17 protein-coding genes are annotated in these 14,985 nt (G+C 34.6%); 1 reads left to right on the top strand and 16 read right to left on the bottom strand.

Annotated features, from left to right (window positions below):
• Positions 1-55 precede the first annotated feature (55 nt).
• Genes C3L50_RS06385 through C3L50_RS06370 form a run of 4 tightly spaced genes read right to left on the bottom strand, consistent with a single transcriptional unit; the run spans position 56 to position 4,423 of the window.
• Positions 56-1,171 carry an efflux RND transporter periplasmic adaptor subunit gene (locus tag C3L50_RS06385; RefSeq protein ID WP_103805331.1) on the bottom strand — a complete coding sequence of 372 codons (1,116 nt, stop codon included), beginning with the start codon at positions 1,169-1,171 and terminating at the stop codon, positions 56-58.
• A 39-nt stretch (positions 1,172-1,210) separates the two neighbouring features.
• A complete protein-coding gene (locus C3L50_RS06380) occupies positions 1,211-2,479 on the bottom strand; it encodes an ABC transporter permease (protein ID WP_103805330.1) in 1,269 nt (422 codons plus the stop codon).
• Positions 2,480-2,481: 2 nt separating this feature from the next.
• The gene (locus tag C3L50_RS06375) at positions 2,482-3,729 is read right to left on the bottom strand and encodes an ABC transporter permease (protein WP_103805329.1); all 1,248 of its coding nucleotides are present in this window, start codon (positions 3,727-3,729) and stop codon (positions 2,482-2,484) included.
• Positions 3,722-4,423 (bottom strand): ABC transporter ATP-binding protein, encoded by a 702-nt coding sequence (locus tag C3L50_RS06370; RefSeq protein ID WP_103805328.1) that lies wholly within the window; start codon positions 4,421-4,423, stop codon positions 3,722-3,724. The genes C3L50_RS06375 and C3L50_RS06370 overlap by 8 nt, the downstream gene beginning before the upstream one ends.
• Positions 4,424-4,595: 172 nt before the next feature.
• On the opposite strand from C3L50_RS06370, the gene C3L50_RS06365 reads away from it, so the two are divergent.
• Positions 4,596-6,005 carry a DUF4403 family protein gene (locus C3L50_RS06365; protein WP_103805327.1) on the top strand — a complete coding sequence of 470 codons (1,410 nt, stop codon included), beginning with the start codon at positions 4,596-4,598 and terminating at the stop codon, positions 6,003-6,005.
• A gap of 47 nt (positions 6,006-6,052) precedes the next feature.
• Here the strand turns inward: C3L50_RS06365 and C3L50_RS06360 are convergent, their stop codons facing one another.
• The 12 genes from C3L50_RS06360 to gcvH form a co-directional block, all read right to left on the bottom strand.
• On the bottom strand, positions 6,053-6,226 hold the full coding sequence (locus C3L50_RS06360; protein ID WP_317044954.1) for a hypothetical protein: 174 nt from the start codon (positions 6,224-6,226) through the stop codon (positions 6,053-6,055).
• A 73-nt stretch (positions 6,227-6,299) separates the two neighbouring features.
• Positions 6,300-6,848, bottom strand: coding sequence for a DUF420 domain-containing protein (locus C3L50_RS06355; RefSeq protein ID WP_103805325.1), 549 nt, complete (start codon positions 6,846-6,848; stop codon positions 6,300-6,302).
• 2 nt (positions 6,849-6,850) lie between these two features.
• A complete protein-coding gene (locus tag C3L50_RS06350; RefSeq protein WP_103805324.1) occupies positions 6,851-7,537 on the bottom strand; it encodes an SCO family protein in 687 nt (228 codons plus the stop codon).
• A gap of 12 nt (positions 7,538-7,549) precedes the next feature.
• Complete coding sequence (locus C3L50_RS06345) at positions 7,550-8,191, bottom strand: hypothetical protein (protein WP_103805323.1); 642 nt, start codon at positions 8,189-8,191, stop codon at positions 7,550-7,552.
• A gap of 75 nt (positions 8,192-8,266) precedes the next feature.
• Positions 8,267-8,617 (bottom strand): cytochrome C oxidase subunit IV family protein, encoded by a 351-nt coding sequence (locus C3L50_RS06340; RefSeq protein WP_103805322.1) that lies wholly within the window; start codon positions 8,615-8,617, stop codon positions 8,267-8,269.
• 20 nt (positions 8,618-8,637) lie between these two features.
• Positions 8,638-9,615, bottom strand: a complete 978-nt coding sequence (locus tag C3L50_RS06335) for a cytochrome c oxidase subunit 3 (protein WP_103805321.1) — start codon at positions 9,613-9,615, stop codon at positions 8,638-8,640.
• Between the two features lie 42 nt (positions 9,616-9,657).
• On the bottom strand, positions 9,658-10,245 hold the full coding sequence (locus tag C3L50_RS06330; RefSeq protein WP_103805320.1) for a cytochrome c oxidase subunit 3: 588 nt from the start codon (positions 10,243-10,245) through the stop codon (positions 9,658-9,660).
• Between the two features lie 2 nt (positions 10,246-10,247).
• On the bottom strand, positions 10,248-11,150 hold the full coding sequence (gene cyoE, locus C3L50_RS06325) for a heme o synthase (protein ID WP_103805319.1): 903 nt from the start codon (positions 11,148-11,150) through the stop codon (positions 10,248-10,250).
• Positions 11,151-11,300: 150 nt separating this feature from the next.
• Positions 11,301-13,421 carry an energy transducer TonB gene (locus tag C3L50_RS06320; protein WP_103805318.1) on the bottom strand — a complete coding sequence of 707 codons (2,121 nt, stop codon included), beginning with the start codon at positions 13,419-13,421 and terminating at the stop codon, positions 11,301-11,303.
• A 15-nt stretch (positions 13,422-13,436) separates the two neighbouring features.
• Entirely contained in the window at positions 13,437-14,180 is a 744-nt protein-coding gene (gene deoC, locus C3L50_RS06315; RefSeq protein WP_103805317.1) for a deoxyribose-phosphate aldolase, read from the bottom strand.
• A gap of 11 nt (positions 14,181-14,191) precedes the next feature.
• On the bottom strand, positions 14,192-14,578 hold the full coding sequence (locus C3L50_RS06310; protein ID WP_165783981.1) for a VanZ family protein: 387 nt from the start codon (positions 14,576-14,578) through the stop codon (positions 14,192-14,194).
• The gene (gcvH, locus tag C3L50_RS06305) at positions 14,571-14,951 is read right to left on the bottom strand and encodes a glycine cleavage system protein GcvH (protein ID WP_103805315.1); all 381 of its coding nucleotides are present in this window, start codon (positions 14,949-14,951) and stop codon (positions 14,571-14,573) included. Before gcvH ends, C3L50_RS06310 begins: the two co-directional genes overlap by 8 nt.
• Positions 14,952-14,985 lie beyond the last annotated feature (34 nt).

The following is a 14,985-nucleotide window of genomic DNA, read 5'->3' as shown; positions in this document are numbered from 1 at the left end:
TACTACACAAATTTTACATTTTTTTTAAAATCGAAATTCTTTTTAAAAGCTAAACTTACGGTTTTGGCTCTTCTGTATTCAAGCCTTGATTCCATATTTTTATTTTGTCGGTAGATTTCAAACCGCTTTTTATTTCTACATAAATCCCATCGCTTACACCTAAAACAAGATCTTTTCTAACAAATTTTTGATTCGCAGTTTCAACTTCTACAAACGGTTTTTGTGTTTTGGCATCAAACTGTATTAAAGCTTCTTTTACAGCCATCACTTTATCGGCTTTTTCTAGAATAATCGAGGCATTGGCACTCAGACCTGCCCTGATAAAAGTATCGTCTCTGTTGGATAGCGAAGCTTTTATTTCGAATTGTATGGCTCCGTTTTCGGTTTTTCCTTTTGGAGCAATATCGGTTAAAACGGCATCAAACTTTTTATTTTCGATGGCTCCAACAGTAATTTCGATAGGCAAGTTTACTTTTATTTTTCCAACTTCGGATTCGTCAATTTTTCCAACGAATATCATTTTTCCAACATCGGCAACACTAGCAATAGTCGTTCCTTCGTTGAAATTATTGCTTTCAATTACCTGATTTCCAACTTTCACGGGAACTTCTAATACCATTCCGTTTACAGTAGAACGAATTAAAGTATTGGCATAATTACCCATTCCTGAAGTGGTACCTGTTTTTACAATATCGTTGCTTTTTTGGGCTGCCACATAATTTTGCTTGGCTTGTTTGTAAGCTACTTGAGCTGCATCAAAATCATTGGCTGAAATCACTCCTTTATCAAACAAGGTTTTTTGTCTTTGGAACAATTTTTCTTGGTTATCCAAATTTATTTTAGCCGTTTGAACTTGGTTTTGCGTATTGTTTAAACTAGAAACATTGGCAACCACTTTTATTTTTGCAATTAAATCGCCTGCTTTAATCGTTTGTCCAGCTTCGATATAAATTTCTTCGATAATTCCTGAAATATTTGGTTTTATGAGCACTTCTTCGTCTGGAACAATGTTTCCTGTTGCGATTGTGTTTTTGACAATAGTTTTAACTTCGGTTTTGTCTGTCTGAAAAACAACAGGAGATTCCTGGTTTTTGGCATACAAATAATAGAGCGCACCGAAAAATACAATGGCTATAAAGATTAAAATGGTTATGGTTACTCCTTTTTTCATATTGATGATTGTTTAATTCGATTTATATTGATTGCTGTTTTATTCGGTTCGTAATGCGTCAACTGGTTTTACTTTTATAGCGGTTTGAGCGGGAATAAGTCCGGCTAATAATCCAGAACCCACTAATATTACTAAGGCAAAAAACACTACTCCCAAATCGACACTTGGATTGGCAAACATTGACCCCTCGCTTGGCATTGAATCTAAAATATTATTGACAAGTATCAAAACTCCTGTTGCGGCGGCAATGCCTAACATTCCAGAAGATATGGTCAGGAAAATAGCTTCTAATAATATTTGGGATCGAATAGCCATAGGTGTTGCCCCCAAAGCTCTTCTAATTCCTATTTCTTTGGTGCGTTCTTTCACCACAATGAGCATAATATTCGAAATCCCAATAACTCCCGAAAGCAAAACCAAGGTTCCAACGAAATAAGCAATAAATCTAAGTATGGAAAACAATCCCAAAATCTTTGCAAATTGCTCGTACAAATCAAAATTTCCTATGGCTCTTTCATCATCTGGACTTATGGAATGTCTGGATTTCATAAACTCTAGAATTTGGGGTTTTAATTCGGTTATTGAAGCTTCATCTTTGGCGGTAATTGCCATCCAACCCACTTTGTCACCAAAATTAAAAGCCTGTTGAAAAGCTGTGAAAGGCGTGAAAATATTTTTTTGCTGTTCCTCGGCATTGCCATCATTACCATTTGCTTTTTTCTTATAAATGCCAACAACCATAAAATTCACACCATTGACTTTGATGTAAGAACCTATAACCTCCTCTGTTTTATCATACAATCCGTCAATTACACCCTGACCGATTACGGCCACTTTGCGACTCAACTCAATGTCTTGATAATTTACAAAACGTCCTTTTACAATATCCATAGATTCCTGCTTCACATATTCAGGATAGTCTCCATAAACACTAAAAGCAGCTGTTTTTGTTCCTCTAACCACATTATTTCCACCTCTAAAACCTCCTAATTGATTTCTAGGCGAAACATACAAAAGGTCTGGAAATTTTTCTTTTAAAGCAGGAACATCACTATTTTGAAAACTAAACTGTCTCGATTTTGGTAGCCCTTTATACGGTTTTGAAGTGGTTTGTGTCCACATAAACATCGTATTGGTTGCCATACCCGAAAATCCTTGTTTCACTCCATTTTCCAGCCCATTTCCTGCGGCAAGTAAAATTACCAAGATGAATATCCCCCAGAAAACACCAAAAGCAGTAAGCAATGTCCGAAAAGTATTTGCTGTCAATGCTTCTAAAATCTCAGCCCATTTATCTCTATCCAACATAATTATTCGTCTCTAAGTGCTACAATAGGTTTAATTTTGGCTGCTCGATATGCTGGAAAAAAACCAGCCAAAGCTCCTGCAATTACTAACAATATCAATGTGCTTAATGCTATGGTAAAATCGACTTCTGGATTTAAAAAATAGTCGCTTTTTATTTGTGGTCCAACTAATTCCAATAGCGCCAAGCTTGACAAAAGCCCAACAAATCCAGCTATTGTGGTAATAAAAATAGATTCGTGCAAAATCATCCCCACAATGGAAAGTGGTGTTGCTCCGAGGGCTTTTCTAATTCCAATTTCCTTGGTTCGTTCTTTTACAATAATCAACATAATATTACTTACTCCCACAACTCCGGCTATGATGGTGCAAATTCCCACCCACCAAAAAAACAATCTTATATACAAATTCAAATCATAAAATTGTTTGATATTTTCGACTGTACTATTAATTCCTATAGCACTTGTATCATCAGGAGCGACGGTATTTTTGCCTTTAAGCAATTGACTAACTCCGTCAGTAAATTTCTTCGATTCAGCAAGAGCTTCTTCATAAGTGTCTTTTTTGTGTAATGTAAAAGACATATCGTTTATTTTATCACTTCCGCTTCCAAAAACTTGTTGCACTGTTGTGACAGGCAAATAGGTTCTAGTTTCTTCTCGCTCACCACCTGGGTCTGTAAAAACGCCAACTACTTCAAATTTGACATTACTAATGGCGATTTGTTCTCCAATGGCATTTTTTTCTTTAAACAAATCATTTTTTAATTTCTGCCCAATAACAGCTACTTTTCTATTATTCTTTATATCAAGTAAATTAACAAACCTTCCTTCTGTAATGGTTACCTTTTCGATGGCTTGATGATCTGGAGAAACCCCCTGACAGTCATAGTTTCCGGTTTCTTTTCCGTAAACGATGTTGCCATTCCAAATACTGAATTTCGAACTTTTTTTATCAATTTGATCTTCAAATTTTTGTTTCGATATTTCAAAATCACTGTTTCGCAATTGAATGCGTCTTCCAGGATTTAGTCCTTTGTATTCTTTGGTTGTGGTTCCTGCCCAAATCCAAATTACGCCATCGGCATCGTTTTCAAATTGTTTGGCGATTCCGTTTTCGAGTCCTTTTCCTGCTCCGAGAAGAATGACCAAAATAAAAATCCCCGAGGCCACAGAAGTTCCCGTGAGAAAGGTTCTCAGTTTATTTTTGGCAATGGCCTCAAATATTTCCTGCCAGCGTTCAATATTAAACATAAGAAGAGGCTCTTACTTGTTCTACATATTTATCATCGATGATTACTCCATCTTTCAAAACCACGTTCCTTTTGCACATTGCGGCAATATCGGGTTCGTGGGTTACAATCAAAATGGTTTTTCCTTCATCGTTGATTCCCTGAATGAGTTCCATTACTTCATAAGAAGTCAAGGTATCTAAAGCTCCTGTTGGCTCATCGGCCAATAAAACTTTTGGATTTGAAGCTAATGCTCTTGCAATCGCCACACGTTGTTTTTGTCCACCAGAAAGTTCGCTTGGCAAGTGATGTGAATGCGAAACCAAACCTACTTTCTCTAGATATTTCATTGCAATTTCGTTGCGTTCTTTTCGTTTTACTCCTTTATAATACAATGGCATCGCCACATTATCTAAAGCCGATTTGTAATTTATCAAATTAAAAGATTGGAAAACGAAACCCAAAAATTGGTTTCGGTATTTAGAGGCAATTGTTTCATTAAGATTTTTGACTGGCATTTTATCTAAAATATAGTCACCAGAATCCGCTTCGTCCAGTATTCCAAGAATATTAAGCAACGTAGATTTTCCTGAACCAGAAGAGCCCATAATGGCAACCAATTCGCCTTCTTTAATATTGAAATTGATTCCTTTTAGCACGTGCAGCTCGGAATTACCCATTTTATAGGATTTGTGTAAATCTTTAATTTCAATCATATCTACCTGAATTAGAGAGCAATATTAATTATTCTGCGAAAGAAATTGTAATAACGGAATGTTAATACGGTATCGTATATATGTGAATAAGACTTATTTCGATTTAAAATGTTACAGTTTAATTCTAAAATATATTTGTTTTGTTAATTTTGTTGAATCAAACTAAAATAAAATGCTCAAATTCCTTTCCGTCCTAGTTGTTTTTCTAATCATTTTCTTGATTTCAAGTTGTTCTACTTCTAATAAAATAGCAGCCTTAAAACCAGAACCCGACAATGCCGACCCATTGGTTTATGAAAACTCTGTTTCCTTTATTAATTTGCCCATTAGTGTAAAATTAAAAGATGTCGAAAACCAAACCAACACACTCTTGAATGGTTTGATTTATGAAGACAACAATATCGAAGACGATAATATCGAGATGAAAATTTGGAAATTGGCTCCCATTTCTATCACGAACGATCCCCAAGTGAATGGCGGAAAAATAAAAACTATTTTACCTTTGAAAGTCTTGTTCAAATATAGAATTGGAACAAAAAGTTTAGGCGTAGATTTATATAATACGAAAGAATTCAACCTTAACGGAGTGGTTACTTTGATGAGCGATGTGGCTTTGACTAATTGGAAACTCATAACCAAAACCGAACTTAAATCGTTGGATTGGAACGAAAGTCCGACGATGGTTGTTTTCGGGAAAAACGTCCCTGTTACCTATCTTATGACTCCAGCAATCAAGATTTTCAGTTCAAAAATAGAGAGCAAAATTGATGGGGCGATAGAAAAATCGATGGATTTTAAACCTAATGTTTTGGCAGCTTTAGAAAAAATTTGTTCTCCTTTTCAAATGAGCGAAGCTTATGAAAGTTGGTTGCGTATTACTCCAATTGAAATCTATTCGACTGATGCTGTCCTCAAAAACGATACTTTTTTGATGGACATGGGAATGAAATGCACTATGACCACTTTGGTTGGCACGAAACCAGAATCAAAATTTGATGCATCCAAAATCATACTGAAACCCGTAACTAAAATTCCAAATCAAATCTCAGCAAATATTGCAGCCGTTTCAACTTTTGCCGAAGCTGCAAAAATTATGAACAAGAATTTTGCAGGCCAAGAATTTGGTTCTGGAAGTAAGAAAATAACTGTTCAAAAAGTTGATATCTGGCATAAAAACGACAAAATGGTTATTGCTTTGGACGTTATAGGAACTGTTAACGGAACTATTTATTTAACTGGTTTCCCACAATATAATGAGCAAACCAAAGAAATTTTTTTCGATAAATTAGATTATGCTTTGGATACCAAAAATAAATTAATGCGAACTGCCAATTGGCTTGCACAAGGACTAGTTTTAAGAAAAATTCAGGAAAGCTGTCGCTATTCTATCGTTCCAAATCTTGAAGAAGGAAAACAAACAATGGCAAACTATTTAAAAAATTATTCGCCAATGCCAGGTGTTTTTGTCAATGGAAAAATGGACAACCTACAATTTCAAAAAGTGCAATTGACCAACAAAGCCATTATTGCTTTTATAAAAGTAAACGGAACAGTGAATGTTGCTGTTGATGGGTTGAAATAGGCATTGGGTTCAGGGTCTTAGGTGTTGGAAAGTAGGACTCTGAAAAATTAATTATTCTTCTTTTTCCTCATTCGATAAATGTAATACCCAATTCCAGCCACAAGCACATAAGGAATTATCATCAAATAAACGATACCATCATTTACAGCTTGGGCTTTAACTTTATTATCTTCACCTGCCAAAGCTGCTCGACACATAGCGCATTGAGCATAGGATGACATTACAAAAAACAAAAAGCAAATTCCAAAAAGAACCAGCTTCCCGATCCCCGCTCCCCGCTTCTCACTTCTAACTTTACTGAACATAATAAGGCGAAATCATTAAATAAACAACTACTCCAGTTACAGCAACATACAACCAAATTGGGAATGTGATTTTTGCAATTTTTTTATGTGCATCGAATTTTTCTGCCAAAGCGCGAACATAAGTAATCATTACTAATGGAATAACCGCAATGGACAAAACAATATGCGATATTAAAATAAAGAAATAAATGGGTCTTATAAATCCCTCGCCTCCAAATTTAGTCGAATCAGTAGTCAAATGATAGGCAATATACATCACTAAAAAAACAACCGAAAGTGCAATAGCCGTTGTCATTAGTCGTTTGTGCAATTCTCTATTTCCATTTTTGATTGCCCAAACTCCAGTTACTAAAACTATAGCAGTTAAACCGTTTATCGTCGCATAAATGGGAGGTAGAAAATGAAGTGGCTCAACATTTATCCCAAAATCTTTTAGTCTAACACTAAGAAGAACCGCTACTGCAACCGGAATTAAAATAGAAACTAGTATTATAAATGTGCTGAATTTTTGTTCAATTGATTTTGATTTCTGTTCCATTTTTATTCTTTTAGTAAAATTGCTATATCTTGTTGAATGTCTCTAACTCCTTTTTTATCTAAACCATCATAATACAAAATGGGATTTCCATAATCATCTTTACGACAACGAATATCGCCATTTTTATCGATTAGGGCAAATAATCCAGAGTGTTCAAAACCACCTTTTGCTTTGTTGTCTTGCCCAGCATAAAGATTAAATCCTTTGTTAGACAAATCAAAAATATAGGTTTTATCGCCTGTTAAAAAATTCCAATTCGAAGATTTTACTCCTAATAACTCCCTGTGTTCTTTCAAAACTGCTGGAGTATCATGTTCTGGGTCAATTGTAATAGAAACGATTCCAAAATTAGGATTGCCAAAAAATGTTTTTTCGATTTGCAACATACTTAAATTCATTTTCGGACAAATGGAAGGGCAAGTAGAGAAGAAAAATTCTAAAACATACACTTTTCCCTTATAAGTTTCATTGTTAATCTTACTATTATCTTGATTAACCAGTTCGAATTTAGGAGCTGGTCCAATTTTTTCCAACTTTCCATTATCCACTGTTGCATTCGAAACCTTGTCCAATCGATCTCCTTTTACAATTTCATTGTTTTGAAAACGATTTACAATCTTGGGAATGGCATAAATTCCGAAAACCAAAATAACAAACGAAATCCCAATGTATGATTTGTTTTTAAGCATTATTTCTAAAGATTAAAGTTGTTTTGTTGCATTATGATTTTTCTTCAGAGCAGCACGATATTCGTAGAGAATAACTTTGAAATCGTCCAGCATTTCGTTGCTCAAATCTGCTGGATGAAAAGTACTGTACCCTTCTTTGTATCCTTTTTTCTCTTTACGTCCTCTAAGATTTCTTTCTTTGTCAAGAATATAAACATTAGGTGTTCCCAAATCTGCATCCAATTTCCCAACAAGTTTTAATTGGTTGTAATATTTAGTTATTTCTTCTGGCGATGTAAAAATAAAATGCCATTGACTAACATCTGTAAAATCATCCAAATTGTCCATTAATTTCGCAGCTTGAATTTCGGTTCCTAAAGGACAAACGACCACAAATTGCAAATCTTTGAAAGTATGGTATCGTTGATAAATTTTTTCGTTTAAATTGAAATAGTTTCCTCTATTTTTTAACAAATTAGTTCCCGAAAAGCCAAGAATTGTAATCTTGCCATTCAAACTAACTTTTTCATTTTTCAAAGATTTCCAATTGCCAAAATCAGCAACTTTAGTAGTAATAACGGGTAGCTTTGTGAAACTGTTTACACCTGATGCAAAAAAAAGATAGGCAACAATTGGCAAAACAAAAAGAATGAAGAGAACAATATTTTTTTTCATAATTGTGCCGAAGTATAGTCTGCAAAAATAAAAAAAGGCACGCAAAGCGCACCTTTTTATTGAATTAATATTTTGTTAAAAATTCCACTTAATGGTAGAGTTTTTAAATACCTCGAAGACATAATCACCTTCAGTCAAAAGGATGAAAAGCAAATAAATCACTAGGAAAATAAGCGGAAAAATTACAGCATATTGCAATGATTTTCTCTCCCCTTCCATATGCATAAAAGCATATACAATATAATAAGCTTTTACCAATGTCAAAATGATGAATATCCAGTTTAACAAATTTACACCTACCAAATTATTGTTATGCAAAAAACCAGGTTTTGCAATCCCCAAAGCTACTTCAACAATTGTTATTATGGATAATAAACCAAAAACGGTCCAAATTCTTTTTGTGTTAGAAACGTGTGCGTGTGACATAATAATATCTTTTTTGTGAATTAAATTAGATAGAAAACTGTGAATACAAAAACCCAAACTAAATCAACGAAGTGCCAATATAGTCCTACTTTTTCTACCATTTCATAACTTTTTCTTTTCTCGTAAGTTCCAAGTAATACATTAAAGAAGATAATGATATTGATAACTACTCCAGAAAATACGTGGAAACCGTGGAAACCTGTGATAAAGAAAAAGAAATCAGCAAATAACTTGCTACCATATTCGTTTCTTGTAAGGTTTGCACCTTCAACAACTAGACTCGCATCTTTCAAACGTAATTCTGATTCACTTCTAGAAAGAACTGTCTTTTTCTTATTGGCATCAATATGTTCGGTTCTTACCAAAATATTTGGATGCGCTTTGAAACCAGCTTGAACTTCGGCAACTGAATAGGCTGGCAAAGAAGCTTCATCCATAAACCAACGCCCTTTATTTCGTGTCAATTGCTCTCTTTCTTCAGGTAAAGTAGCAGCAAAATCAGCAAGTGCAACGCGGTGACCTTCTGTGTCAACAAACTGAAGTAAACTTCCTCCTTTGGTTTCTACTGCACCATATTCGCCTTTAATAAAGTTTTTCCACTCCCAAGCTTGTGAGCCAACGAATATTAAACCACCAATAATCGTTAAAAACAGATAAAGGACTACTTTATCTTTTTTTAATTGATGACCAGCATCAACAGCAAGCACCATTGTAACTGATGAAAAAATCAAAACAAATGTCATGAATGCCACATATAACATGGGCTGAGGATTTCCGTGCATAAACGGAAAGTGTGTAAATACCTCATCGGCTAAAGGCCAAGTTTCGATAAATTTAAATCTTGAAAATCCATAAGCGGCAAGAAATCCCGAAAAGGTTAAAGCATCTGATAGGATAAAAAACCACATCATCATTTTACCATAACTGGCTCCCATTGGTTGGTTGTCTCCACCCCCCCAAACTTTGTCTCCGCTATTCGCAGTTGTAACTGTGTCCATAAAAAAATATTAGTTAAAAGTTTTCAAATCTACAATTTTTTCTTATTCAAAGAAAAATAAAAATAAAAATAAATAAATCCACAACAAATCTAGAAAGTGCCAGTACATGGCACCTAGTTCTATTCCTAGTGTTTGATTCGAATTGTATTTGTGTTTTAGTTGTTTATAAATGATAATAAAAAGCGCAATTAATCCGCCAGCAAGATGAAGCAAGTGAACTACTGTAACAATGTATAAAAATGTAGTCGTAATCGAACTTTCGGCACCTGTGAAGTAATATCCGCTATCGATAATTTGTCCAAAGCCCATAAATTGCAATACTACAAATAAAATCCCTAAAGCTAAAGTCGCCAAAAGAAGGGATGTTGTTGCTTTTTGATTGTCTTTTTGAATGGCTTTCTTGGCCAAATGAAAAGTGATGCTACAACCAATAATAACTGCTGTACTGAAATAAAATGCAGTTGGCAATTGAAAATCTTTCAACCAATCGGCTCTTGATTTACTTACCACAAAAGCACTTGTAAGTCCTGCAAACATCATAATCATACTGATCATAGCGAACAATAGCAGCAATTTGTACGATCTTGCTGTTCTTGATTTATGCTCTTCGGCGGTCATTGTCGTTGCCATATCTATCTTAAAATTTTGTCAAATATATAAATTAATTGCAATAATGTAATGTAAGAAACACTTACTAACATCAATGTTCTTGCTGCTTTTGCTGTTCTTAATTGATACAATTTTACCGAATAAAAAAGCATCCAAAGACCAAGCAAAAAGACTAAAACTGCTGCCACTGGCGAGATAAACAATTGTCCTGTAAAACCTAAAGATGGCAAAAGCGACGCCACAATAAGCCAAATGGTGTATAAAATGATTTGCAAGGCCGTTCCTTTATCTTTTTTCCCTGTAGGCAACATAAAGAACCCTGCTTTTTCGTAATCTTCATATAAAAACCAACCGATTGCCCAAAAATGAGGAAACTGCCAAAAAAACTGAATCAGAAATAAGGTTCCAGCTTCAATGCCAAAATTGCCCGTTGCGGCAACCCAACCTAACATAAAAGGAATCGCTCCCGGAAAAGCACCCACAAAAACCGACAACGAAGTCACCGTTTTCAAAGGCGTATAAATGCTGGTGTACAAAAATATAGAAATCGCACCAAACATCGCTGTTTTAGGATTGATTGTATAAAGCAAAACAATTCCAACAACCGTAAGAATACTGGCAACAACCAATGCCGCATTCGACTTCATTCTTCCCGAGGCTACAGGACGGTTTTTAGTTCTGTCCATCAAAGCATCCAAATCTTTTTCGATCACTTGATTATAGGCATTTGACGCACCCACCATACAATAACCACCAACAGCTAGCTTTAATAAAATAATCCAATGCAAAGAATGAAAATCAGAAACACCCAACAAAAATCCTGCTATTGATGAGAAAACAACACTAATGGCTAAACCAGCTTTAGTAATTGCTTTGAAATCAGTATAAATTGATTTGATAGAAATGGTATTGGGCGTACTACTCAATGTTTGTTTTGTTTGTTTTTTAAAACTTTTGCAAAAGTAGTTTATCAAAAGGGATTTGGCAAATAAAAATAATTCTTAAAACAGGAGTTTTATCATTTTATAATTGAAAAAGTTTGCTTATACCCTTTTACCCGAAATATTCCCGAAATTTTAATAATCAAAATACCAATTAAACACATCTGAGCGAATTCCGAAAGAAAACCAAGTGGTGCTTTCGTTAAAGACTGTGGCTGTATTTTGATTTGGGTTGAAGTTTCTGTAAATAATACTACCAAAAAGTTTCAAATTCGTCATTGGATTGACCAAATAACCCGCTTGTAAATCGGTGATGAAAATATTGGTTTTGTTTCCTTGACCAACTGTTACTCCACTGTCAGCATAACGATCTAGCTCATAATCTCTGTAAATATTACCTCCGTAATTGGATTTGGCTCCTGAATTGGCAAAATCAAACCCTTTAGTACCAAAAGTAATTTTTGCATCGGCATACAATCTCCCTTTGTGATAGCGAGCAATGGCAAGAAGTTCTTCAAAATTTCCTCCCCAAGGATGCCCTACACTTTGATTATTGTGTCCGTAATTGGTAATCGGGTCGCTATGCGAATACACATAAGGACGCACATGATTGTATTCTAATTGCAATAATAAATTATCTACTTTGAATGCATTGAAATATTTCACACCCAATTGATAAGCAAATTTATTTTTCCAGCTGTTTTTTTCGTTTTTAACTTCATTTAGAGAAAACTCGTCTAACAGGAATTGCCCATAAAAGATTACATTATTATTCCATTTGTATTTAGAACTCAAGCCCAAAACAGCATTTCCAGTTCTTGCCGATGAGGCAAATTCGACTGAACGATAAAAAATAATTGGGTTTACAAAATGCATATCAAAACCTCGATTATTAGTATCTGTCCAAATCACCGATTCAAAAAGACCTAGATTAAAGCGATTAGAAATATTCCAACTCAAATAATGATTGGCCATATACTTGGTAGCATATGTTTTTTCTAAAGTGACTTCTGGACGCACATCTTTGAGCCACATATAGGTATTGGTGTATTTTATTTTCCAAAAATTGGTGTTGATTTTAAAATAAGGATACGGACTTGCTCCATCTCCTTCAAATAAAGAACGATACCCATCGCCAATAAAATTTCGACCATAACCCAATTGCAAATCAATAAATTTTGAGGGTGCAAAAGTCAAATTGGCATCAGCCGAAGGAATATCATAAGCATCAGTTTTAAAATCTTTTGCAATTCCAATTCCGGGAATAATGGCTGGATTTCCACCGGCAGGTCTAATAGATTCGGCATATCGATTGTAATAATCGGCAAAACGACCCTGACTTTCATAAATGGTGGTGGTAAAATTAAGCTGCGAACCCAATCCACCGCTCAAATTAATTCCGCGAGTGTTTGTAAATGTATTAACATGCTTGTTTCCAGAAGCCGAACCCACTTGTAAATCGAAAATTGGATTTAAGAGCAACCAATAATCTTCGCCTTGAATTTCGACCAAGTTTTCGTTCCACAATTTTCGTCCCCACCAGCCTGTTTTATTTTTTTTAATCTTTTCATTCTCTTCCGCAATATTGTAATATTTAGCCACTTCTACATAAGAATAAGGTTTAGAAGCAGTATGATTATTGGCTCCAACCTGATTCATTGCTCCATCAAAATGAGCATAATAACTGTGTGAAAAAGGAACATTCAAATGACTATTGAACTGCGGATTGTTGAATTTTTTATACACAATACTATCCAATTCGGTAAGTTGTTTGGGAATTGCTTTTGCCGTTTCAGCAACAACAACCGTTTCGGCTGTCATTTGTTCAGCGCTTTTTAAGGGAATTGCAATGGTAATATTATATTGTGCAAAAGTTGGATTTCCGTTGTAAGTAGGAGGATTTATCTTTGGAAATTTAGCAAAAACCCGTTTTGTTTCTTGGATTAATGCGTCATCAACAGCGTTTACATAAATCACATTGAATGAGCCATTTTTATCCACTTCAAACAGGACTTTTACATTTCCTTTAAAATTATTTTGAACTAAATTTTCAGGAACTACAAAATTTTCAAAAACAAAATCTTGAACTTGGTTGTAGAAACACTTTTCTAATTCTTTGGATTGTAAATTTTCACATTTTGGAAAAACAGGAAATTGCTCGGGAGAAAAACTGGTTTGTTTTTTATCATTTACCTCTTGAGCAAAAGTAACAAAAAGGCAAAGAGTAGAAAGCAATGTCAAAAATCCTTTTTTCATAATGTGTCTATAGTTTTAGTATTCGCCAGAAGCTTTTTGTCCATTAGCAATCGCTTTGGCTCCAGAAGTACCTATTCGTTTTACGCCCAATCGAATCATTTCGACTGCTTCCTCATAAGTTCTCACTCCGCCGGCTGCTTTTACAGGAAGCGGAGAAGCATTTTCGAGCATGATAATTATGGCTGGAACCGTTGCTCCGTTTGGCAAATTATTTTCAGTTTTATAAAAGCCAGTGGACGATTTTACAAAAACCGAAGCGTAATTTTCTTCTTTAAAATTAGTAATAACAATGTTTTTAATCAATGCCGAAAGTTGCATAATTTGTTTATCTGTAAGTGCTGCCACTTCGATAATCCATTTTACAACTTTGTTATGAGCCAAACCTAATTGAGTTCCTTTTAGGATTTCCTCTTTTACCAAATCTACATTTCCTGCTTTGAAAGCCTCGTAATTACAAACAAAATCAAGGTCGTCAGCTCCATCATGAATGGCTTGAGTCGCTTCGGCAAGTTTGGCTTCAATTCCTGCTGTTCCTCCTGGAAAACTGATTACTGTTCCAATTTGCACTGCCGAATTTGCTTGAGATATCATTTGGTTTGCCAATGCGACCATGTTGGGTCGAATCATAATGAGTTTGAAATTCTCATCGATAGCTTCTTGAATAAACTCTTTGACTATAACAGTATTTTCGGCTTCATTAAGTCCCGCTTGAGAAGGCGTTTTTAAATAAGTAGAATCTAAATATTGCTTGATATTCATTAGTGTAAAAATTAAATCTTATCTATAAATCTGTTGTAATTATTCAACAAAATAATTGAAATTACGGCCAGAGATGCACCAAATAGATTTGCCAAAACATCCAAAACATCGGCGCTTCTTGTTGTTGTAAAATACTGTTGCATCAATTCAATTGCAATACCAAAAAAGAAGGAACCCATTAATGCAAAACTCAAAAGAGGAAAGTTAGTAATAGTAACTAATTTCTTTTTTAAATACAAAAACCAAAGTGTTGTAAAGACAAAATGAAAAACCGCGTGAATTAGTTTATCAAAGTTTGGTATTTCGATTTGTTTGATTTCGTTGGCATTTTCTAAACTCAAAAACAAAATGATTCCGGTCCAGAATATGGCTGAGTATAAAAAAATAGTTCTACGCACCAATTAATTCTTTGTATGATTCACTAGAAAGAAGAGAATCAATTTCGGCTGGATTAGAAATTTTCACTTTAATCATCCATCCCGCTCCATAAGGATCAGAGTTTACACTTTCAGGATTGCTTTCAAGATCATCATTAAATGCAAAGATTTCGCCTGATAATGGAAGAAACAAATCTGAAACTGTTTTTACAGCTTCAACTGTTCCAAAAACTTCGTCTTTATCTAAAGTTTGGTCTAAAGTTTCCACTTCAACATAAACGATATCTCCCAATTCTTTTTGTGCAAAATGAGTAATTCCTACTGTTGCAACATCACCTTCAATGCTAACCCATTCGTGGTCTTTTGTATATTTTAAATTTGCTGGTACGTTCATTTTAATATGATTTAAGTTTTTTTTTAATGGCACA

The sequence above is a fragment of the Flavobacterium alvei genome (genome assembly GCF_002920895.1).
Classification (GTDB): domain Bacteria; phylum Bacteroidota; class Bacteroidia; order Flavobacteriales; family Flavobacteriaceae; genus Flavobacterium; species Flavobacterium alvei.
Note: the sequence above shows the minus strand (reverse complement) of the source record. Positions and strands in the feature narration are given on the sequence as shown.

Coding starts and splice junctions, on each gene's coding strand:
- C3L50_RS06385 (WP_103805331.1), bottom strand. CDS start 1,171: ATGAAAAAAGGAGTAACCATAACCATTTTAATCTTTATAGCCATTGTA.
- C3L50_RS06380 (WP_103805330.1), bottom strand. CDS start 2,479: ATGTTGGATAGAGATAAATGGGCTGAGATTTTAGAAGCATTGACAGCA.
- C3L50_RS06375 (WP_103805329.1), bottom strand. CDS start 3,729: ATGTTTAATATTGAACGCTGGCAGGAAATATTTGAGGCCATTGCCAAA.
- C3L50_RS06370 (WP_103805328.1), bottom strand. CDS start 4,423: ATGATTGAAATTAAAGATTTACACAAATCCTATAAAATGGGTAATTCC.
- C3L50_RS06365 (WP_103805327.1), top strand. CDS start 4,596: ATGCTCAAATTCCTTTCCGTCCTAGTTGTTTTTCTAATCATTTTCTTG.
- C3L50_RS06360 (WP_317044954.1), bottom strand. CDS start 6,226: ATGTCATCCTATGCTCAATGCGCTATGTGTCGAGCAGCTTTGGCAGGT.
- C3L50_RS06355 (WP_103805325.1), bottom strand. CDS start 6,848: ATGGAACAGAAATCAAAATCAATTGAACAAAAATTCAGCACATTTATA.
- C3L50_RS06350 (WP_103805324.1), bottom strand. CDS start 7,537: ATGCTTAAAAACAAATCATACATTGGGATTTCGTTTGTTATTTTGGTT.
- C3L50_RS06345 (WP_103805323.1), bottom strand. CDS start 8,191: ATGAAAAAAAATATTGTTCTCTTCATTCTTTTTGTTTTGCCAATTGTT.
- C3L50_RS06340 (WP_103805322.1), bottom strand. CDS start 8,617: ATGTCACACGCACACGTTTCTAACACAAAAAGAATTTGGACCGTTTTT.
- C3L50_RS06335 (WP_103805321.1), bottom strand. CDS start 9,615: ATGGACACAGTTACAACTGCGAATAGCGGAGACAAAGTTTGGGGGGGT.
- C3L50_RS06330 (WP_103805320.1), bottom strand. CDS start 10,245: ATGGCAACGACAATGACCGCCGAAGAGCATAAATCAAGAACAGCAAGA.
- C3L50_RS06320 (WP_103805318.1), bottom strand. CDS start 13,421: ATGAAAAAAGGATTTTTGACATTGCTTTCTACTCTTTGCCTTTTTGTT.
- deoC (WP_103805317.1), bottom strand. CDS start 14,180: ATGAATATCAAGCAATATTTAGATTCTACTTATTTAAAAACGCCTTCT.
- gcvH (WP_103805315.1), bottom strand. CDS start 14,951: ATGAACGTACCAGCAAATTTAAAATATACAAAAGACCACGAATGGGTT.